12 protein-coding genes and 2 pseudogenes are annotated in these 20213 nt (G+C 75.4%); 11 read left to right on the top strand and 3 right to left on the bottom strand.

The window, feature by feature from the left end:
* Nucleotides 1-35: 35 nt before the first annotated feature.
* The 9 genes and pseudogenes from KIS93_RS69440 to KIS93_RS57810 form a co-directional block, all read left to right on the top strand.
* Nucleotides 36-110 (top strand): annotated as a pseudogene (locus KIS93_RS69440) (hypothetical protein); the annotation flags it as partial.
* Nucleotides 111-344: 234 nt separating this feature from the next.
* Nucleotides 345-863, top strand: coding sequence for an acyl carrier protein (locus KIS93_RS64110; RefSeq protein ID WP_222108089.1), 519 nt, complete (start codon nucleotides 345-347; stop codon nucleotides 861-863).
* Complete coding sequence (locus KIS93_RS57835; RefSeq protein ID WP_186405071.1) at nucleotides 860-7453, top strand: type I polyketide synthase; 6594 nt, start codon at nucleotides 860-862, stop codon at nucleotides 7451-7453. The genes KIS93_RS64110 and KIS93_RS57835 overlap by 4 nt, the downstream gene beginning before the upstream one ends.
* 2 nt (nucleotides 7454-7455) lie before the next feature.
* On the top strand, nucleotides 7456-8979 hold the full coding sequence (locus KIS93_RS57830) for an ABC transporter substrate-binding protein (protein WP_080039554.1): 1524 nt from the start codon (nucleotides 7456-7458) through the stop codon (nucleotides 8977-8979).
* Between the two features lie 52 nt (nucleotides 8980-9031).
* Nucleotides 9032-9154: pseudogene (locus tag KIS93_RS69435) on the top strand (ABC transporter permease); the annotation flags it as partial.
* Nucleotides 9155-9390: 236 nt separating this feature from the next.
* A complete protein-coding gene (locus KIS93_RS66900) occupies nucleotides 9391-9915 on the top strand; it encodes an ABC transporter permease subunit (protein WP_246005531.1) in 525 nt (174 codons plus the stop codon).
* On the top strand, nucleotides 9912-10703 hold the full coding sequence (locus KIS93_RS57820) for an ABC transporter permease subunit (RefSeq protein WP_080039553.1): 792 nt from the start codon (nucleotides 9912-9914) through the stop codon (nucleotides 10701-10703). The genes KIS93_RS66900 and KIS93_RS57820 overlap by 4 nt, the downstream gene beginning before the upstream one ends.
* Complete coding sequence (locus KIS93_RS57815) at nucleotides 10700-12262, top strand: ABC transporter ATP-binding protein (RefSeq protein WP_080039552.1); 1563 nt, start codon at nucleotides 10700-10702, stop codon at nucleotides 12260-12262. Before KIS93_RS57820 ends, KIS93_RS57815 begins: the two co-directional genes overlap by 4 nt.
* Entirely contained in the window at nucleotides 12249-14705 is a 2457-nt protein-coding gene (locus KIS93_RS57810; RefSeq protein WP_080039551.1) for a class I SAM-dependent methyltransferase, read from the top strand. Before KIS93_RS57815 ends, KIS93_RS57810 begins: the two co-directional genes overlap by 14 nt.
* A gap of 128 nt (nucleotides 14706-14833) precedes the next feature.
* Here the strand turns inward: KIS93_RS57810 and KIS93_RS57805 are convergent, their stop codons facing one another.
* Nucleotides 14834-15757, bottom strand: coding sequence for an NAD(P)/FAD-dependent oxidoreductase (locus KIS93_RS57805; protein WP_080039550.1), 924 nt, complete (start codon nucleotides 15755-15757; stop codon nucleotides 14834-14836).
* Nucleotides 15757-16482: a class I SAM-dependent methyltransferase gene (locus KIS93_RS57800; RefSeq protein ID WP_080039549.1), complete on the bottom strand. Its 726-nt coding sequence runs from the start codon at nucleotides 16480-16482 to the stop codon at nucleotides 15757-15759. Before KIS93_RS57800 ends, KIS93_RS57805 begins: the two co-directional genes overlap by 1 nt.
* 116 nt (nucleotides 16483-16598) lie before the next feature.
* Here KIS93_RS57800 and KIS93_RS57795 point away from each other — a divergent pair, with 116 nt between their 5' ends.
* Nucleotides 16599-16934 carry an ArsR/SmtB family transcription factor gene (locus KIS93_RS57795; RefSeq protein ID WP_080039548.1) on the top strand — a complete coding sequence of 112 codons (336 nt, stop codon included), beginning with the start codon at nucleotides 16599-16601 and terminating at the stop codon, nucleotides 16932-16934.
* Complete coding sequence (locus tag KIS93_RS57790) at nucleotides 16931-17794, top strand: GNAT family N-acetyltransferase (RefSeq protein ID WP_080039547.1); 864 nt, start codon at nucleotides 16931-16933, stop codon at nucleotides 17792-17794. The genes KIS93_RS57795 and KIS93_RS57790 overlap by 4 nt, the downstream gene beginning before the upstream one ends.
* Before the next feature lie 21 nt (nucleotides 17795-17815).
* Here the strand turns inward: KIS93_RS57790 and KIS93_RS66895 are convergent, their stop codons facing one another.
* Nucleotides 17816-19792: an alpha-L-fucosidase gene (locus tag KIS93_RS66895; RefSeq protein WP_080039546.1), complete on the bottom strand. Its 1977-nt coding sequence runs from the start codon at nucleotides 19790-19792 to the stop codon at nucleotides 17816-17818.
* Nucleotides 19793-20213: the final 421 nt, after the last annotated feature.

The raw sequence follows: 20213 nt of genomic DNA, 5'->3' as shown, positions 1-20213 counted from the left end.
CCCGGGCCCGACGACCGGCCCGGCTGGTCTGCTACGTGGTGCCCGCCGACCCCGCCGCGCCGCCGTCGGACGACGAGCTGGCCGACACCCTGCGGGCGAGCCTGCCGAGCTTCATGGTGCCCAACCGGTTCCTGCTCATGGACACGCTGCCGATCACCGGCAACGGCAAGATCGACTACAAGGCGCTCGCCAACCCCTACCGGCGGTCCGGGAGCCCGGCCGAGGCCGTCGTGCCGGCCGAACCGCTCCCCGCGCAGGCGCCTCCTGCGACACCGCCGAAGGCGGTCAGCGCCACGGTCACCCGTGGGCTGCGGCTCACCCTCACGGTGTCGCCCGACGGAGTGATGGAGCTCGTCGTCGACGGCGACACAGGCGAGCCACCCACCCGAGACGTCGGGAGCGCCGCAGGCGGACCACCCGCCCGTGATGTCGCGAGCGGCGCCGGCAGGCCGCCCGCCATGCCCGGCGCGGGCCTCCATGCCGCCTCCCAGCAGGAGCAGCCGCCCGCCCCGGCGACGTCCTCCCCGATGCCGCCGCCTGGCCCCGATCCGCAGGTGGAGCGGGTCGTGGCCAGAGTCTTCAGCGAGCTGCTGAAGACGCCGGTCGACGTCAACACGCCGTTCTTCCGGCTGGGAGCCTCGTCCCTGACCATGGTGCTCGCCCACCGCACCCTCAGAGCCGAGCTCGACGAGGAGCTGACGGTGGTGGACATGTTCGCCCGGCCCACCGTCAGGGAGCTCGCCGCCTTCATCACCGCCCGCAGGCAGGCGCCCGCCACCCCGCCAGGACAGACCGGACCCGCCCCTGACCAGGCCGCCGCCCGCCGCGCGGCCCGGGCGCGTGCGGCGGAGCTCGCCGGATGACCGCCGCTGACCGCCGGATCGCCGTCGTCGGCCTGGCCTGCCGCTTCCCCGGCGCGCCCGACGCCGACGCGTACTGGGAGCTGCTCCGGGACGGCCGCGAGGGGCTGACCAGGTTCACCGACGACGAGCTGGCCGCCAGGGGCGTGCCGGGCAGGCTGCGGGCGCACCCGGGCTTCGTCCCCGTGGGCGGGCTCATCGAGGGGCAGGCGGACTTCGACCCCGACCCGTTCGGATTCACCGACGCCGAGGCGGCCCTGCTCGACCCCCAGCACCGGCTGTTCCTCGAATGCGCCTGGCACGCGCTGGAGCACGCCGGCCACGGCGGCGGACGCGCAGCCGGCGCGGTCGGCGTCTTCGCCGGCGCCATGCAGAGCGCCTACCTGGCGAGCAACCTCGCCGGCCGGTGGAACCCGACGGGCGCGGGACGGGACCCGCTCGGCAGCCTGCAGACGGCGATCTCCACCCAGGCCGACTACCTGCCGCTGCAGACGGCCTACCGGCTGAACCTGACGGGCCCCGCGGTGGCGGTGGCGTCGAGCTGCTCGACCTCGCTGGTCGCGGTGCACCTGGCCGCGCAGTCGCTGCTGTCCGGCGAGTGCGACACCGCGCTCGCCGGCGGGGTGTCGCTGATCGTGCCGCAGGGGCAGGGGTACGTGCACGTCGCCGGCGGCGTGTACGCGGCGGACGGGACGGTCCGGCCGTTCAGCGCCGACGGCACCGGCATCGTCTACAGCCAGGGTGTGGGCGCGGTCGTGCTGCGCCGCCTGGACGACGCGCTGGCCGACGGCGACCCGATGCTCGCCGTGCTGCACGGCTCGGCGGTGAACAACGACGGCGCCGACAAGGCCGGGTTCACCGCGCCGTCCCCGCGCGGCCAGGCCCGGGCCGTGGCCGAAGCGCTCGCGGTGGCCGGCGCCGCACCGCGCGAGATCGGTCTCATCGAGGCGCACGGCACCGCCACCGCGCTCGGCGACCCCATCGAGGTGGCCGCGCTGCGGCGGGTGTTCGGCGACACCGGGCCGGCCTGGTGCGGGCTCGGCTCCGTGAAGGGCAACATCGGGCACGCCAACTCGGCCGCGGGCATCGCCTCGTTCATCAAGGCCGTCCTGGCCGTACGGCACCGGGTGCTGCCCGCCTCGCTGCACGCCCACCCGCTCAACCCGCTGCTCGGCCTGGAGGGCTCGCCGTTCGAGGTCGTCACCGAGACGCGGGACTGGGACACGCCTCCCTTGGCGGGGGTCAGCTCGTTCGGCATCGGCGGCACCAACTGCCACGCCGTGCTCGGGCCCGCCCCTCAGCGTCCGCCCGCCCGCGCCGACCGGCGACCCCAGGTGCTGGCCGTCTCGGCCGCCACCCCCGAAGCGGCGCTCGCTATCGCCCGCGCCGTCGCGTCCGCGCCAGATGAGGCCGACCTCGCCTTCGGGCCCGAGCCAGATGAGGCCGACCTCGCCTTCGGGCCCGAGCCAGATGAGGCCGGCCTCGCCTTCGGGCCCGAGCCGGACGAGGCCGGCCTCGCCTTCGGGCCCGAGCCGGACGAGGCCGACCTCGCCTACACGCTGGCCACCGGGCGTGCCGAGCTGGCCTACCGGGTGGCGGGCGTGGGCCGGGCCGGCCTGGCCGCGGCGGCCCCCGTCAAGGCCGCCGCCCCGCGCCTGGTGTTCGCCTTCCCCGGCGCGGGCAGCGCCCATCCGGGGATGGGCGGCGAGCTCTACCGGGACGAGCCCGTCTTCGCCGAGGCCGTGGACGAGTGCGCGGAGCTGTTGCGCCCGCTGCTCGGCGCCGACGTCCGCGACGCCATGGACCCGGCGGTCGCCGAGTCGCGCCTGCGCGACGCCGCCTTCGGCCTGCCGGCCGTCTTCGCGGTGTCGTACGGGGTGGCCCGGCTGCTGGGGTCGTGGGGCGTCGTGCCCGACGCCCTCGTCGGGCACAGTCTCGGCGAGTGCACCGCCGCGGCCGTGAGCGGCGCGCTGCCACTCCCCGAAGCCGCCCGGCTGGTCGCGGCCCGTTGCACGGCCGCGGCCAGAGCCGCCGGCGGCGGCGCGATGCTCGCGCTGCCGCTCGGCGAGGACGAGGTACGCGAGCTGCTGTCCCGCCACCCCGATCTCGACGTCGCCGCCGTCAACGCCCCCGCCGCGTGCGTGGTGTCCGGCCCCGCGCAGGCCATCGACCGGCTGGCGGAGGAGCTGCGCGGCACGGGCACCCGGTTGCGGGTGGCCGCCGCGATGCACTCCCGGCTGATGGAGCCGGAGCTGCCCGGCCTGGGCGCGGCCCTGGCCGGGCTGACGGGCGGCGCCCCGGCCGTGCCCGTGTTCAGCACGGTCACCGGCGCCCCGATCGGCGCGGAGCTGGCCGGCGCCGGCCACTGGACGCGGCAGCTGCGCGAGCCCGTACGGTTCGCGCAGGCCCTGCGGGCGGCCGTCGAGGACGAGACCCTGGTCCTGGAGGCCGGGCCGGGAAGCGTCCTGTCCGCCCTGGCCCGCAGGAACGCCCTGCCCGGCCTGCGCTCGGCGGTGACCACGCTGCTGCCGGGCGAGCCGGAGACGGCGAGCCTGCGGCAGGCTGCCGGCACGTTGTGGGCCCATGGCCGGCCGGTGGACCTGGCCGCGCTGCCCGCGGCCGGCCGGCGGCGGGTGCACGCCCCGGGCTACGCCTTCCAGCGCCGCCGCCTGTGGATCGACCCGCCCGCCGCGGACACCTCATCGGAGATCGACGCGGACGAGCCGCTGCAGGTCCCGGTCTGGACCCAGATCCTCCCCACCGGCCCGGCCGCGCTCCCGGCCGGGCGCTGGGCGGTGATCGGCACCGGAGCCCTGGCGGCGGAGCTGCGTGCCCGCCTGGACGCGCCCGACCGCACGGACCCTCTGGCGGGGCTGGTCGTGGTGGCGGCGGACGACGCCGAAGCCGGAGATCCCGAAGCCGAGGACGCTGAAGCCGGAGACCCCGATGCCGTCGCCGCCGCCGTGCTGGCGTTCGGCGAGGTCGCCGCCGCGGCGGCGGAGCAGCCCGGGCCGCCGTGCCTGCTCCTGATCACCCGGCACGGCGAGCAGGTCGGCGCCGATCCCGCGCCGGACCCGGCGCAGGCGGCCCTGCGCGTGCTGCCACGGGTGCTCGGCCAGGAGCAGCCCGGCGTGCGATGGGCCACGCTCGACCTGGGCGCGCCGGCCGATCCCGCCGCCGAGGCACAGGCCGTGCTGCACGAGCTCGCCGCCCTGGCGAGCGGCGAGGGGACGGGAACGGAGATCGCCCTGCGGGGCGCCACCAGGTGGCGACGCCGCCTGACGCACTGGACCCCGCCCGCCACCGGAGAGGACGCCAGGCCCCCTGGCACCGTACTGATCGCCGGCGGTCTAGGGGCGGTGGGCCAGCTGTTCGCCCGCCACCTGGCCGCGCGCGGGCACCGGGTGGTCGTCACCTCACGCACGGCGCACCCGCAGGGAGCTGGCGTGCGGGTCTGCGACGCCACCGATCCCGCCGCGACCGCGGCCCTGATCAAGGAGCTGTCCGCCGACGGCCCGATCGAGCTCGTCGTGCACGCGGCCGGCGTGGTCGCGGGAGCGCGACTGGACCCCCTGCGCTCGCTCGACGCCGCCCAGGCCACCGAGCACGTACGGGCCAAGGCCGGGGGAGCGCTCGCGCTCAGGGACGCGATCGCCGCGTTGCCGGCGCAGCGCCGTCCCCGGACGGTCCTGCTCATGTCCTCGGTCACCACGCTGGTCGGCGGCGTCGGCATGGGCCCCTACGCGGCCGCCAACGCCGCGATGGACGCGCTCGGCCGCGCCGCACCCGGCCCCACCCGCTGGGTCAGCGCGGTCTGGGACGGCTGGCGGGTGGCCGGGAACGGCGCCGAGGCCTCCGTCGTCCTCAAGGACGCGCTCGACGCGGCCACCGGCACCAAGGCGCTGGACCGGCTGCTGGCCGCGCGCGAGTCCGGGACGCTGCCCCCGGTCGTGTCGGTCGCCGCCACCGATCTCAACCCGCGCGTCGCCGAGGCGGGCAGACCCCGGACGATCGCGGCCCCCAGCGGGGACGTGACGCGCTTGTCCCCGGCCGAGCGGGTGGTGGCCGAGCTGTGGTCGGAGCTGTTCGGCGCTCCGGTGACCGATCCCGGCGCCGACTTCTTCGCGCTCGGCGGTCACTCCCTGCTGGGCGTGCGGATGCTGGCCGCCCTGGGCGAACGCTTCGGCGTCCGGCCCGGAATGCGGGACCTGCTGGGCGCGCCCACCGTGGCGGGCGTCGCCAGGCTGGTCGAGTCGGCGGACACCCGGCCGGACCAGCAGCTCACGCCGGCGGAGGACGTTCTCGACGGCGACGGCACGTTCGCGATGACCCGGGTCCAGCACGCCTACTGGATCGGCCGGGACGGCGGCTACCAGTGGGGAGACCTGCCCTGCCACTTCTACCTGGAGTACGACTGCCACGGCCTGGACCTCGCCCGTTTCGAGGAGGCGTGGAACCAGGTCGTGAACCGCCACCCCTTGCTCCGCGCCGTGGCGACGCCCGAAGGACGGCTGCGGGTCCTGGACGACCTGCCGCGCTACCGGATCCGGGCGCACGACCTGACCGCGACGACCCCGGAGCGCCGGGCACGACGGCTCGCGGCCCTGCGGGAGCGGCTGTCCACCAAGCCCGGCCCGCCCGACCGCTGGCCGCTGGCGCGGATCCAGGCGGCCCGGCTGCCCGGCGACGTGATCAGGCTGTTCATCGGAGTGGACGTCCTCATCTGCGACGCCGCCAGCTGGTGGATCATCGAGTCCGAGCTGCACGCCCTCTACACCGGCCCGGACCACCCCCTGCCACCGCTGGACCTGCACCCGGCGGCCTGCGCCGCCGCCCTGGAGCGAAGGGGCGACGACCGGGCCGCCCGCTACTGGCGCGAACGCCTCGACACGCTCCCCGGCCCGCCCCGCCTGCCGGTCCGCGACCCGGACGGGAAGCCTCCCCGGTTCGTCCGTCGCTCCGCCCGGCTCGGCGAGGCGGAATGGGCGGCCTTCCGCGAGGCCGCCGCCCGGCACCGGGTCACGCCGGCGGGGGCGCTGCTGACCGTCTACGCCGACGTCCTGGCCCGCTGGTCGGGCTCGGCCGGGTTCTGCGTGACGCTCACCCTGTTCGACCGCCCGGCCATCCACCCGCACGTCAACCGGGTCGTCGGCGACTTCACCTCCCTGCTGCTGCACGAGGTGCCCGCCGAGCCCGCCGCCACCTTCGCCGGCCGGGCCGCCGCCACGCAGGCGAGGATGTTCGACGACCTGGACCACCGCGGCTTCTCCGCGCTGGACGTGCTCGCCGAGCAGGCCGCCAGGACCGGGCAGGTGCGGCCGGTGCCCGTGGTGTTCACCAGCGCGCTCGGCATCACGGACATGCTGGACGGCGGTGGCCGGCTGGAGTGGGCGGGCGAGCAGGTGTACGCGCTCTCGCAGACCCCGCAGACCTGGCTCGACCACCAGGTGCTCGAACACGACGGCGAGCTGCGCCTGCAATGGGACGCGCTGGACGGCGTCCTGCCCGGCGACGAGCTGGAGGCGGCGATCGCCGCCCACGTGGCCCGGGTGCGGGAGCTGGCCGCGTCGCCCGCCGCCTGGACTCGTCGCGAGCCCGGGCACGCCGCTCCCTCGCCCGACCGTGCCGCACCGTCACCCGGCGACTTCCCGCCACCGTCACGCCCGGAGCCCGCTCCCCGGGCGGCGGCAGCCCAGGCGAGCCCGGTGCGGGACATCGTGCTGCCGCTGCGCGCCGAGCCCGGCGGCCCGGTCCGCCCCACCCTGTACCTCGCCCACCCCTCGGGCGGTGACGTGCTGTGCTACGCCGAGCTGTCCCGGCTGCTGGACCGCCGGGTGGACGTCGTGGCGCTCGCCGACCCCGAGCTGGCCGGCGCGTACGGGCCGGGGCCGGAGACCGTCGAGGGCATCGCCGAGCAGTACGTGCGGGCGATCGACGCCTCCGGCGGACCGGGGGAGGGCCCCTGGCTGCTGGGCGGCTGGTCGATGGGCGGCACCGTGGCCCAGGAGATGGCCCGCCGGCTGCACGCCCGCGGCCGGCGCACCGCGCTGCTGGCCCTGCTCGACTCCAACGACCCCGCGCTCATCCGCGCGGTTCCCGGCCGCGACGCCGCCGAGATCGCCTGGCAGGTGACGGTCCGGCACCTGCACGCCCTGGAGGCGTACCTCGGCATCGATCTGAGCATCGGCGAGGTGCCCCCGGAGCGGCGCATGGCGGCGGTCGCCGACCGGCTGCGCGAGCACCGGCTGCTCGGCCGCGGCGAGGACCTGGCGGGGCGGGTGGCCGTGTTCGCCAGGCACCTGCGCGCGCTGGCCGCCCACACCCCGCGGCGGCTGGCCGACCCGGACACGGTCACGCTGCTGATCCGGGCCGAGCGCCCCTCACCCCGCAACTCGGGCATCGGGATGGGCGTCGACGACACCCCACCGGGCCGGCCCGACCTCGGCTGGGGCCGCTACCTGGCCGGGCCGGTCGAGGCCGCCGGCGTCGACGCCCACCACTACGGCCTGCTGCACGCTCCGGCGTTGCCCGCCGTGGCCCGCTTGATCAACGCCGCGCTCGACAGGGCGCTGGCGCGACTTCGCGAAAGGTAACCATGCACACCCAGCTCCGCCGCCGGTCAGCGGCGGTCGTCACCGCGGTCGCCCTCCTGGCGGGCTGTTCCGGCACCGCACCTGCCGGCACCGCGTCGCCACCGGCTGCCACCGTGCGCTACGCCGCGCCCGGCTCGCCGTCCAACGCGGTCACGGACCCGCACGGGCTGCTGGCCGGCGAGAGCGACGTCGTCAGGATGGCCCTGACGTACGACGTCCTCACCGTTCCCGGCGCCGACGGCGCCACCAAGCCGCGCCTGGCCACCGCGTGGCGGCCCGACGCCACTCTGACCAAGTGGCGCATCACCATCCGCGGCGACGCCACCTTCTCCGACGGCCGCCCGGTCAGGGCGGCGGACGCGCTGTTCTCGCTGCGCCGGATGGGCAAGAAGGCGGCGGAGAACTTCGGCCGCATGGCCATGTTCGACCTCGAAGCGTCCAAGGTGATCGACGACACCACCTTCGAGCTGGTCACCAGGAAGCCCTACGCCGAGGTCGGCAAGGCGCTGGAAGGCGCCACGTTCGTGGTGCCGGAGGGCAGCGACGACTTCAGCAGGCCGGTGCCGGGCTCGGGCCCGTTCCGCCCGACGGGCAAGGGCGGCGCCCAGGCGGTCGTGTACGAGCGCAACGACACCTGGTGGGGCCCCAAGCCGCCGGCCAGGACGATCGAGGTCCGCGCCGTGCCCGACCCGCAGGCCCGCGCCCAGGCCCTGCTGTCCGGCCAGGTCGACCTGGCCGGCGGCGTGCCCGCCACGCTGGCCAGGCAGCAGGAGGGCAACCGCGCGGTACGGCTGCTGCGCCGGCCGGGCGCCACCCTGTACCCGCTGGTCATGCGCACGGACACCGAGCCCTTCGACGACCCGCGGGTCCGCGAGGCCGTCCGGCTCGCCCTCGACCGGCAGCAGCTCCTGGACACCGTCTTCCTCGGCTACGGCGAGCTCGGCAACGACCTCATCACCCCGAAGGACCCGACCAGCCCGGCGGCCCTGCCGCAGCGCACCCGCGACCTCGGCCGGGCCAGGAAGCTGATGGCAGAGGCAGGTCTCGCGGACGGCGCCGACCTCACGCTGCACACCACCACCGCCTACCCGGGCATGGACAGCGCCGCCACGCTCATCGCCCGGCAGCTCGCCGAGATCGGGATGCGGGTCAAGGTCGCCGTCGAGCCGGCCGACACCTACTTCTCCGCCGTCTACGGCCGCAAGCCCTTCTACATCAGCTACCTGGGCGGCATCCCGTTCCTCGACGTGGTGCGGGTGGCCCTCACGCCCGGCTCCCCGGCCAACGAGACCGCGTGGCGGGACCGCGCCTGGTCGGCGGGGCTCGACCGGGCCCTGGCCGAGCCGGACGACACCATCAGGCACCGGCTTCTGGGCGAGCTGCAGGCCGAGCTCCGCGACCAGGGCGGTTACGCGATCTGGGCGCTCAGCGACCGCCTCGACCTGGCCAGGGCCGGGCTCAGCGGCGTGCCCGAGGGGATCGGCTTCGCCTCGGCGTTCATCGACCAGGTGAGCCTGGACGGCTGAGGTGGCCCGATTGCCGTGGCCGGCGCGCGCCCTGGCCAGGGGTGTCCTGCTGATGGCCGCCGCCTCGATGGTGATCTTCCTGTGCACGGCGGCGCTGCCGGGTGACGCGGCGGACGTCCTCGGCGGCGGCCGGGCCGCGCCCGGCGAGCTGGCCCGGTTGCGGGCGGAGCAGGGGCTGGACCGCCCCTTGCCCGTCCGCTACCTGGCCTGGCTGGCGGACGTGCTGCGGGGCGATCCCGGAGCGTCGCTCATCACCGGCCGGCCGATCGGTGAGCTGGTCGCGCAGCGGGCCGGCGTGACGCTCGCCCTGGCCGCAGCGGCATTGGCGGCCGGCGTGCCCCTCATGGCGGCCCTGGCCTGGGCCGCCGTGCGCGGCCCCGGTGGCTGCGGCGGACGGCGAACGCGGTCGTCGTGGCCGGCGCGGCGCTGCCCCAGGCCGTGGTGGCCGCGGCGCTGGTGGCCTGGCTGTCGGCGGCCTGGGGGTGGTTCCCGCCGGTCTCGATGCTGCCCGCCGGGGAGCCCGCCTGGAGCCGGCCCGACCTGCTCGTGCTGCCCGTGCTCACGCTCGCGCTCCCGATCGCCGCGTACGGCGCCGCCCTGCTGCGCGGGGCGATCGCGGACGTGCTGGCCCGGCCCCACGTGCGCGACGCCGAGCTGCGCGGCCTGCCGCCGGTCACGATCGCGCTCCGGTACGTGCTGCCGATGATCGCGGCGCCCGCCACCCGGCTCCTCGCCGTCACCCTCGGCGGGCTGGTCGCGGGCACCGCCGTGGCGGAGACCCTGTTCGGGCTGGCCGGGCTGGGCGAGCTGCTGGTCACCGCCGTCGCCACGAGGGACGTACCGGTCGTGCAGAGCGTCGCCCTGCTGGCCGCCGCCATGGTGGTGGCCGGTCTCGCCGCCGCCTCCGCCCTTCACCGCGAGACGGCGCGCCCATGAAGGGCCCGATCCTCAAAGTCCTGGTCCTCGGGGCCGTGTCCGGGAGCGTGCTCCTGGTGGCGCTCTGCGGCGCGGCGGTGGCCGGGCACGATCCGGTCGCGATCGTCGCGCCACCCTGGTCCGGGCCCGGCCCCGGGCTGCCGCTCGGCGCCGACGCGCTGGGCAGGGACGTGCTCGCCCGGGTCCTGGCCGGCGGCAGGGACCTGACCCTGACCGCGATCGCGGCCGCCTCGACCGCCTCGGCGCTGGGCGTGGCGGGCGGGCTGTGGGTCGGCTGGAGCCGCGGCCGGCTCGGACGGGCCGCCGCGAGCGCCGCCGACCTGCTGCTCGCCCTGCCCTTGCTGCTGCTCGCCCTGCTCGCGGTGGTGACGCTGCCGGGGCCCGCGGCGGTGGTCGCCGGCACCGTGCTCGGCGGCACGCCGCTGACCCTGCGGGTGGTCGCCGACGCCACGGCCACGGCCAGGCGCGCCGGCTACGTGGAGGCGGCCCTGTCACGGGGCGAGCGGGGCGGCGCCGTGCTCCTGCGCGAGGTCCTGCCCGCGCACGCCGGGCTCGTCGGCGCGGACCTCGGCCAGCGGCTGGTGCTGGCCGTGCAGCTCGTCGCCGCGCTGAGCGTCCTCGGGTTCGGGCCGGCGCCGCCCGCGCCGGACTGGGCCGCCATGCTCCGCGAGAACCTGCCGGGCCTCGGGCTGAACGCCGCGGCGACGATCGCGCCGGCGGCCGCCCTGGCGGTCCTGGCCGGCAGCGTGGCGGCACTCTCCCACTCCCTCGGGGACGGCCGGTCATGAGGCGGGACGGGCTGACCGTTCGCGGGCTCACCGTCGCCGACCGGACCGGAACGTCGATCGTCGATCGGCTGAGCCTGCGGATCGCGCCCGGCGAGGTGCTCGCCCTGACGGGCCCGTCCGGGGCGGGCAAGACGACCGTGCTGCGGGCCGTCCTGGGAGCGCTGCCCGCCGGCCTGACGCGGGTCAGCGGCGAGATCGCCTGGCACGGCGCCCCGGTACGAGCCCCGCGTCGCTGGCGGCGGCGCACCGTCGGCTTCCTCGGCCAGGACCCGGCCTCCGCGCTGCACCCCCTGCTGGACGCGCGGGCAGCCGTGCGCGAGGCGCTGCCTGGAGCCGTGCGTGACGCGGGAGCGGAGGAGCGGGCGCTCGCCGCGGTGGGCCTGGACCCCGCCGAGATCGGCCGCCGCCGCCCGCACCAGCTCTCGGGCGGGCAGGCGCAGCGCGTGGCGCTCGCCCGCGCGCTGGCGGCGGATCCCGAACTGCTCGTGCTGGACGAACCCACCAGCGCGCTCGACCCGGCCGCGCTCGCCCTCGCCCTCCAGCAGGTACGGCGGCGGCGCGGCGACAGCCGCTCGGTGACGCTCATCGTCTCCCACGACCCGGCCGTGGTCCGCGAACTGGCCGACCACATCGTACGGCTCGACCCCCTGGGGAGGGACGACGTCGTCTTGCGGACGCCGATCCTCCTGACGGGCGGAGAACCGGCGCCGGGCGGAAAGCCGATGCCGAGCGGAATGGCGGCACTGGGCGGAACGGCGGCACCGGGCGGAACGGCGGCACCGGGCGGAACGGCGGCGCCGGGCGGAACGGCGGCGCCGGGCGGAACGGCGGCGCCGGGCGGCACACCGGTGCTGGAAGCGCACGGGCTCACCATCGCGCAGCCGCCCGGCGGGGCGCCGCTGCTGTCGGACGCCGACCTCACGATCGCGGCGGGGGAGAGCGTGGCCGTGCTCGGGCCGTCCGGCTCGGGCAAGAGCACGTTGCTGCGCGTGCTCGCCGGCCTGCACCCCGCCGAGCGGGGACGGGCCACCGTGGCCGGGCAAGCGCTGCCCTGGCCCGTGGCCGAGCGGAGCCCGGCCGCGCTCCGCGCCCTGGCCCTGGTCGGGCAGAACCCCCTCGACGTGCTCAACCCGGCCCGCACCGTCGGCGCGGCACTCGCCCGCCCCCTGCGCACCCTGCGCGGGCTCCCGCGCCGGGCCGCCCGCGCGCACGCCCTGCACCTGCTGGCCGTCGTCGGGCTGCCGGCGGAGCTGGCGCACCGCTACCCGGCCGCGCTCTCCGGAGGGCAACGCCGGCGGGTCGCGCTCGCCCGGGCCCTCGCCGGTGATCCCGCCGTGCTGCTGGCCGACGAGATCACCGCGGCCCTCGACGCCCGGACCGCCGCCCAGGTGCTCGACCTCATCGACACGCTGCGCCACGACACCGGCCTCGCCGTCCTCGCGGTCACCCACGACCCCGCCGTCGCCGCCCGCGCCGATCGCGTGCTGCGGCTGGAAGGAGGCCGGTTGCGTCCCCGTCCCTGCTCTCACGACCGGAGGCCATCTCTTGACGTCCTATGAACCCCTGCTCGCCCACCCCTGGATCGCCCGCGTGGACCCGGCCGGAACGGGCGGGCTCGCCGTCACCGCCGACCCCGCGGCGCTGGCGGTGCGGCGCGAGCCAGGACGGCCGCCCGTCCTCGGCGACCTGGTGACGGAGCACCTCGAACACTGGGAAGAGGTCTACGACTGGACCTACCGCTCCGGTCAGGGCGCGCATCGTCCCGACCTCGACCTGTCCGGCTGGCGCGCCACCGACACCGGCCGGCCGTTGTCCGCCGGGCACATGGCCGAGTGGGCCGACCGCACCGCCGAGCTGGTGCTGCGGCACCGGCCGTCCCGCCTGCTGGAGCTCGGCTGCGGCACCGGCATGCTGCTGCACCGCCTCCACCCGCACCTCAAGGGCTACGTCGGGACCGACCTCGCCGAGCACGTCGTGACCCGGCTGAACGGGCTCGGCCTGGACGGCGTCACCGTCGTACGGGCGGCCGCCCACGAGATCGGCGGCGACGCCGTGCGCGCCGCCCTGGCCGGGCTCGGCGAGCGGCCCGACTGCGTGCTCCTCAACTCCGTCACCCAGTGCTTCCCCAGCGTGGAGTACCTGGCGGCCGTGCTCCACGACGCCATCGGCCTCGTGACCCCGGGCGGGACCGTCGTCGTCGGGGACGTACGCCATTCGGGGCTGCTCGACGAGCACTGCCGCGTGCTCGAACCCGGATCGGCGGAGCGGGCCGCGCAGCGCGCCGCCGCCGACACCGAGCTGCTGTTCGACCCCGCGACCCTCGCGGCGGCGGTCGCGAGCGCGGGCCGGCGGGTCACCATCGGCCTGTTCGCCAAGACGCTCACGGACGACACCGAGCTGACCCGGTACCGCTTCGACGCCGTGCTGCACGTCGAGCCGCCGCAGAGCCCGCCCGCCGCCCTCCGCCACTGGGACGAGCTGGGGCCCGACCCGATGGCGGCCCTGGCCCGGCTGAGCGGTCCCGTCCGGTTGGCCGGGATCCCCAACGGCCTGTTCGAGCCCGGCGCCCCGACGGGCGCGAGCCTGCGGGCCGCGCTGCGGGGAAGGGACGGCGCGGTGCTGCTGGACCCGGACGACCCCATGCGGCTGCAGGTCGCGATCCCGGCCGCGGCGGCGGCCACGCCCCTCGACGCGCTGGCCGGCGTGGGCCGGCCGCACGAGCCGCTCGGCGCGTTCGCGCGGGCCCGGCTGGCGGAGGTGGCCCGCCGGGAGCTCAGGCGGGCCGGGCTGCCGATCCCGGAGCGGCTGACGGTACGGACGCCCAGCGGCCCCGGACACGACGCCGCCAGCGTGGCACGCGAGGCGGCCGACGCCGACCGGACCGGCCGCCTCGCCCTCGCCCGCCTGATCGGGCGGGCCCCGGAACCGGTGCTCGACTCCGCGCTCACCCACCTGCCGCCCGCCGTCCGGCGGTTCGACGAGATCGCGCTGCGGGCGCTGACCCGGCTGATCGCCGGCGTCGCGCCTCCCGGCGCGCCCCGGACGGCGGAGCAGATCATGGTGGCGCTCGGCGTGGCTTCCCGGCACGAATGGATCGTGCGGCGCTGGCTGGAGGTGCTCGCCGCCGAAGGAGCCGTCCGCCGTGACGACGGCGGCCGGTTCGCCACCGTGACCCCGGGCGACGCGGCGGAGGACTCCGTGGCCGATCTGGATCGTGCCTGCGCCGACCTGGGCTACCCCGCGCAGATGGCCACCTTCTACCGCACCGCGCTGGCCCGCCTGCCCGAGCTGCTCCGGGACGAGATCATGGCGCAGTCCCTGCTGTTCCCCGACGGGGACCTGCTCACCTCGCTCGGCAAGGACCAGCACAACGTCTCCAACACCTACCTGAACGCGGCCATGGGTCAGGTGGTGGCGCGGGCCGCGGCCACCCGTACCGGGCCTTTGCGCGTGGTGGAGCTCGGCGGCGGCGCGGGCGGCAGCACCGCCGCGGCCCTGGACGGGCTCGGCGACGCGCCGGTGGACTACCTGTTCACCGACGTGTCCAGATTTTTCACCATGGCGGCCGAGGACCGGTACGGCGACCGGCTCCGCTACGCCCTGCTGGACATCAACGCCGACCTCGTCGCCCAGGGAGCCGTCCGGGGCGGCGCGGACGTGGTGATCGCCGCCAACGTGCTGCACTGCGCCCGCCACGCCGGACGTTCCCTGCGCTGGATCAGGGAGCTGCTGGCCCCCGGCGGGCTGCTGGTGCTCACCGAGGCGATCCGCGAGCACTACCTGGTGCTCGCCACCATGCAGTTCCTGCTGTCCCCCAGGGAAGGGGAGCCGGGCCTCGGCGCCGGCGACCGCCGCGGCGGCACGGGCCGGGTGTTCCTCACCGGACGGGAGCTTCCGGCGGAGCTGGCGGAGGCCGGGCTGCGCCCGATCCTGGAGCTGCCGCGGGCCGGCTCCCCGCTGGCCGCGCCCGCCCAGCACCTGTTCGTCGCGACGAGACTCTGAGACGGGCCGCGCCCAGAACCCTGTTCGCCGCGACGACTCTGAGCCACCGGTACGGCGGGCGCGCGGGCCCGCCGTACCGGTCAGCAGGGGTCAGCCCAGCGCGGGCCCGCCGTACCGGTCAGGAGAGCTCAGCCCAGCGCCACGGGCAGCCCGGCGCGGAACAGCTCCTGCTCCAGCCAGACCGCCGCCCGCACCCCGTCGGCCGCGCTCGGCCCCACCAGCGTCACCGGATCCGGCACCGCCTTCAGGTGGGCCGCGTCCCCGGCCGCGTACACGCCGGGCACGCTCGTCTTGCCGTACTCGTCCACCTCGACGCAGCCGTCGGGCAGCAGTGCGCACCCGAGCTGGACCGCCACCTCGGTGTTGGGCCGGGTGGGCGCGCGGTGGAAGACGGCCTCGCGCGCCAGGGTCGTCCCGTCCGCGAAGGTCAGCGTCAGCGCGTCCAGCTCACCGTCGATACCCGCCAGCGGCGTCTCGACCACCTGGACGCCGCGCGCCTTGACCGCCGCGGCCACCGGCTCGGGCAGGGCGCCCGGGCCGTTCGTGCACAGCACCACGTCGTCGCTGTACCGGTCGGCGACATAGGCGGCCAGCATCGCCTCGAAGCCGTTGCCGATGACGGCCAGCACCTTCCCATTCGTCTCGTAACCATGACAGAACGGGCAGTGGAACACGCTCTTGCCCCACCGCTCCGCCAGCCCGGGCACCGCGACGGGTACGTCGGTCAGCCCGCTGGCCAGCACCAGCCGGGACGCCTCCACCCGCGCGCCGTCCTCCAGGGTCAGCGTGAACCCGCCGGACTCGCCCGCCGCCGCGCTGACGCGCCCCTGCCGCAGCTTTACCGTCGGATAGGCGCTCACCTCCGCCCGGCCGTCGGCCAGCAACCGGGCGGGGGAGCCGCCGTCCCGGCCGAGGAACATGTGCATCTCCGCGGCCGGCGCGTTGCGCGGCCGGCCGGCGTCCACCACCAGGACCCGGCGCCGCTGCCGTCCCAGCACCAGTGCCGCGCTGAGCCCGGCGGGCCCGCCGCCGACCACGATCACCTCGTACATCACGTGCCTCCTCGTTCGATGACGTGCATGCCGAGCTCGTCCGGGCCGGTGCGGCGGTGCACCAGATCGTGCCGGCCGAGCTCCTCCTTGAGCCGCCGCTCGTCCAGCACCCACCAGTCGTAGCGGGTCGCCAGCTCGTGGGTGAGCCGGCCGTCCTGGTAGGTGCGGTACGTCATGTGCCAGGTGATCCGGTCCGGGCCCGCGGCTTCGGCCCGGCCCCACCCCTCGTAGCGGCGCCGCCCGATCCGCACGTCGGCGAACCTGGACTCCGGCACCGCCACCGGCTCGGCGGGCGGCTGCAGGTTGAGCACCGCCCGGCCGCCCGGCATCAGCCGATCGGCGAGGACGGCCCAGATCGCCCGCCGCCCTGCCGGGTCGAAGTGACCGATGACGTTCATCAACACGACGGCACCCAGCCGGGGCGGCAACACCGCCTCAAGAAGGGGCTCCGGGAGCACCGTCACCCGATCCCGCAGCTGCGCGGACTCGCTCACGCGGGCCAGCAGGACGGACCGCAACGCCGTCGACGGCTCCACCGCCACGATCTCCGCCCCGGCGACCGCCTGCGCGATCACCCGGCTGCCGTGCCCGCCGCCCGCGCCCACGTCCACGATCGGGCCGGTGGTCCCTCGCAACGCCTCCCCGAGGGGCGGGCCGAGCGCCGTCCAGTGCGGCGCGAGCATCACATCGACGAACTCCGCGGATCGTTCGTATTCGTCGGCCACTCTCACCCTCTTCTTGAAGTGATAACCATTACCATTTCAGGAGAGTAGGGATCAAAGGGAACGATCGTCAAGGCGGGCTTCCCTCTCCGCATTTCATCGACTATCGTCGATGGACGATGAATGCGGAGAAGGGGCCGCTGCCCCGCGCGGCGGCCGAGGAGTACGCGAGCTGGTTCAAGGCCCTGGCCGATGCCACCCGCATCCAGATCGTGTCGCTGCTGGCCCGGCGGCGGGCGCCGATGAGCGTGGGCGAGATCGTGGCCGCCTCCGGGGTGGGGCAGTCCACCGTCTCGCACCACCTGAAGATCCTGGCCGAGGTGCGGTTCGTGCTGGTAGAGCGGCAGGGCACCTCCAGCCTGTACCGGATCAACGAGAACTGCGTGCGCTCCTTCCCGACGGCGGCCGACGTGGTGATGGGCGAGCCGGTCCCGGCCGCGCCCACCTGCGGATGAAGGACCTCGGCGGCGGCGTCGACGTGCCGCTGCCGGACCGGTCGGTGGACGCGGTCATCTCCGACCGCGTGATCAACCTGTCCGAGGACAGGGCGGCGGCGCTGGCCGAGGCGTTCCGGGTGCTGCGGCCGGGCGGCCGGTTGGGCGTCGGCGACGTGGTGGTGGACGGCGAGCCGGATCCGGAGCGCCGCCGCGCGGCCGAGCAACGCGTCGGCCGCGTGGCCGGGGCGCTGCCGGTGGCCGCCTACCGCGCGCTGCTGGCGGCGGCCGGGTTCGTCGGCGTGCGGATCGTGCCGACCGCCGACCACGGCGACGGGGTGCGCTCGGCGATCGTCCAGGCGGTCAAGCCCGCCGCCGGGGAGGGCCTGGAGATCCGGCCGATGCGCGCGTCCGACGCCTCCCAGGTGCTGGCCATCTACCAGGCCGGGCTGGACACCGGGCAGGCCAGCTTCGAGACCATCGCGCCGAGCTGGGAGGCCTTCACCGCCGCCCGGCTGCCGCACCTGCGGTACGTGGCCGCCGACACCGGCACCGGGCAGGTGGCCGGCTGGGTGGCCGCCTCCCAGGTGTCGGCCCGCCCCGTTTATGCCGGGGTGGTCGAGCACAGCATCTACGTCCACCCCGGCTGCCAGGCGCACGGCATCGGCCGCGCGCTGCTGAGCGCGTTCATCGCGGCCGGCGAGGACGCCGGCGTCTGGACGATCCAGTCCGGCGTCTTCCCCGAGAACGCCGCCAGCCTGGCCCTGCACCAGGCGCTCGGCTTCCGCGTGGTCGGCACCCGCGAGCGGCTCGGCCGCCACCACGGCGTGTGGCGGGACGTGCTGCTGATCGAGCGGCGCAGCGACGTGACCGGAGCCTGACGGGCGACCTCCGGCGTCCTGTCACACCGCGGTGATCGTCCATTGCAGGTTGGTGCTGGAGTCGGGGGACCAGAGCTTCACCTGGGAGCCGACGGTCGTGACGCCGCCGCTGTCGAGCGCCGTGCCCGTGCCCCGGTTGATGATCTGGTAGCGGCCGTCGCCCACGCCGTTCAGCCGCCACTGCTGGTTGTCGCCGCCGTTCCAGGACGTTTGCCGGGCGGGAGCGCCGTTGGCGGAGTTGCCCCAGCTGTCGGCGACCATACCGTTGGTGCGGTTGACGATGCGGTACCAGCCGCCGCCCAGGTCCACCAGCTGCCACTGCAGGTTCGTGCTGCCGTCGTAGTTCCACTGCTTGAGCGCCGAACCGGAGGCGACGTTCCCGCCGCTGTCCAGGACGAGGCCGGTGGCGACGTTCGTGATCCGGACCCAGCTGGTCGGCACCGGAGCGCTGCCGAGGGCGGGGATCTGGCCGGCGAAGGTCAGCTTGACCACATACGCGGGCGCGCCGAAGGGAGCGGTGGCGGCGGGCATGGTGATGTGCAGCCCGGAGCCGTCCTGCCGGCGGCCGGGAAGGTCGATGTACTGGCCGGCCGTGGAGCCGAGGAGCTGCACCGAGGTGAGGCTGCTCAGGTTGATCCGGTTCGATCCCAGCGTGGCGATGTCGAGCGTGCCGCCGGGCCAGCCGAGCACGGTGGCGTACAGCACCCGGTTGTCCTTGCTCCGGGTGAAGCGGATGTCCCGGTTGGTGCCGGGCCGCGGCGTGACGAAGCTGCCGCCGCCCATCTGCGTCGGCCCTTCACCGAACGCGGCCCAGGCCCGCGTGTTGTAGATCGACTCGCCGAAGCGCCGCAGGTAGTCGCCCATGCCGAGCAGGAGCGTGCGCTGCCCGGCCGGGATGGTGCCGTCGGCCATCGGGGCGATGTTCAGCAGCATGTTGCCGTTCTTGCTGACGCGGTCGATCAGCGCGTGCAGCATGGCCTCGAGCGAGTAGTAGCCGATGCCCACCGTGTAGCACCAGCTGGAGCTGGAGATGCTGTCGTCGGTGAGCCAGTAGGGGGACTGGAGGCCGGCCGGTCCGCCGCGCTCGTAGTCGAAGACCTCGCCCCGGTTGTTGAACCCGTCCTTGTACGTGGCGACCACCTCGCGGTTCCACGCGATCGCCTGGTTGTAGTAGTACGCCAGGAAGTCCAGCCGCCGCGACTCGTCGATCCGGCCCAGGTTGAAGTCCTGCCAGATGATGTCGGGCTGGTAGCCGTCGATGACCTCCTTCAGCTTGTCGAACCAGAGCTGGTTCTCCGCCGCTGCGCCGAGCTGCCCGTACAGCTTCTTGAGACTGTTCGTGGACTGCGCCGGCACCCGCTCGTAGAAGCCGGTGAAGTTGTAGGCGTGGTGCAGCGACACCAGCAGTTTGAGGCCCTTGGCCCTGATCGCGTCGGCGTGCAGCCGCAGGAGGTCGAGCCGGGGGCCGGTGGCGACCGAGTTCCACTCGTTCACCCTGCTGTTCCACATCGAGTAGCCGTCGTGGTGCTCGGCCACCGGCCCGGCGAACCTGGCGCCGGCGTCGGCGAACAGCTGGGCCCACTCGGCGGGGTCGAAGGTACCGCCCGCGGACTTCAGCTTCGGTGCGAACTGCACCCAGTTGCCGGCCCGGTCGCGCGCGCCGTTGATGAAGTTGTGGTACGGCCACGTGGACGGGTCGCCGTAGACGTCCCGATGGTGGTTGTTCTCCGCCGAGCCGCTGAAGTACATGTTGCGGGGGTACCACTCGTTGGCGAACGCCGGGACGCTGAAGACGCCCCAATGGAAGTAGATGCCGAACTTGGCGTCCTGGAACCATTCGGGGGCCGGCGGGTGCTGGTCGACCGAGGCCCAGGTAGGGCTGTAACTGCTCGGTGCGGCGGCCCGGGCACTGTCGACTCGTAACAGGCTGGCAGCCGTGGTGAGGCCGGTCGCGGCGAGCAGATGACGCCGGCTGAACCGGCGGGGTGGGCGGGACATGGGGGCACCTTTCGGCCAAGGCTTGGGGGGTGGCAGAAGAATGGCCGTCCGTGGAAAGTTTCAAGGAGATCAAGGGGTCTTCACCGCCCGAACATAGGACGTTTTCCGTAGCTCGCCAAGACCTATCCGCGGCGGACAGTAGAGCTCGCCCTCGAACATGGGATGTTTGAATGCGTCTATCGCTTGTCGGGCGTGAACTGCGCGCATTCAAGGCGGCAACTTAACTTCGAGGCCCTCGCACGTTACCGGCGCCAACGTGAAACTTTCACCGGCGCGGGGCGATGCGGCGCGATCTTCCCCGGGCGAAAGTCCAGGCGAGAAGTCGTTTCCCCGGCCACGTCCCCATCGGCCGCAACCGCCCGCGTTGACGTCGGGTCAGGCCGTCGGATGTACTCCGCGTCAACGTCCTCACCGGAGTGGC

Origin of the sequence: [Actinomadura] parvosata subsp. kistnae, assembly GCF_900323885.1 — a bacterium.
GTDB classification, from domain to species: Bacteria; Actinomycetota; Actinomycetes; order Streptosporangiales; family Streptosporangiaceae; genus Nonomuraea; species Nonomuraea composti.
The sequence above is the reverse complement of the archived record's forward strand: the minus strand, read 5'-3'. Positions and strand labels throughout refer to the sequence as shown.

What these genes read in the sequence shown, in the direction of transcription:
- KIS93_RS64110 (WP_222108089.1), top strand. Translation starts at nt 345, where the DNA reads ATGGAGCTCGTCGTCGACGGCGACACAGGCGAGCCACCCACCCGAGAC.
- KIS93_RS57835 (WP_186405071.1), top strand. Translation starts at nt 860, where the DNA reads ATGACCGCCGCTGACCGCCGGATCGCCGTCGTCGGCCTGGCCTGCCGC.
- KIS93_RS57830 (WP_080039554.1), top strand. Translation starts at nt 7,456, where the DNA reads ATGCACACCCAGCTCCGCCGCCGGTCAGCGGCGGTCGTCACCGCGGTC.
- KIS93_RS57820 (WP_080039553.1), top strand. Translation starts at nt 9,912, where the DNA reads ATGAAGGGCCCGATCCTCAAAGTCCTGGTCCTCGGGGCCGTGTCCGGG.
- KIS93_RS57815 (WP_080039552.1), top strand. Translation starts at nt 10,700, where the DNA reads ATGAGGCGGGACGGGCTGACCGTTCGCGGGCTCACCGTCGCCGACCGG.
- KIS93_RS57805 (WP_080039550.1), bottom strand. Translation starts at nt 15,757, where the DNA reads ATGTACGAGGTGATCGTGGTCGGCGGCGGGCCCGCCGGGCTCAGCGCG.
- KIS93_RS57795 (WP_080039548.1), top strand. Translation starts at nt 16,599, where the DNA reads ATGAATGCGGAGAAGGGGCCGCTGCCCCGCGCGGCGGCCGAGGAGTAC.
- KIS93_RS57790 (WP_080039547.1), top strand. Translation starts at nt 16,931, where the DNA reads ATGAAGGACCTCGGCGGCGGCGTCGACGTGCCGCTGCCGGACCGGTCG.
- KIS93_RS66895 (WP_080039546.1), bottom strand. Translation starts at nt 19,792, where the DNA reads ATGTCCCGCCCACCCCGCCGGTTCAGCCGGCGTCATCTGCTCGCCGCG.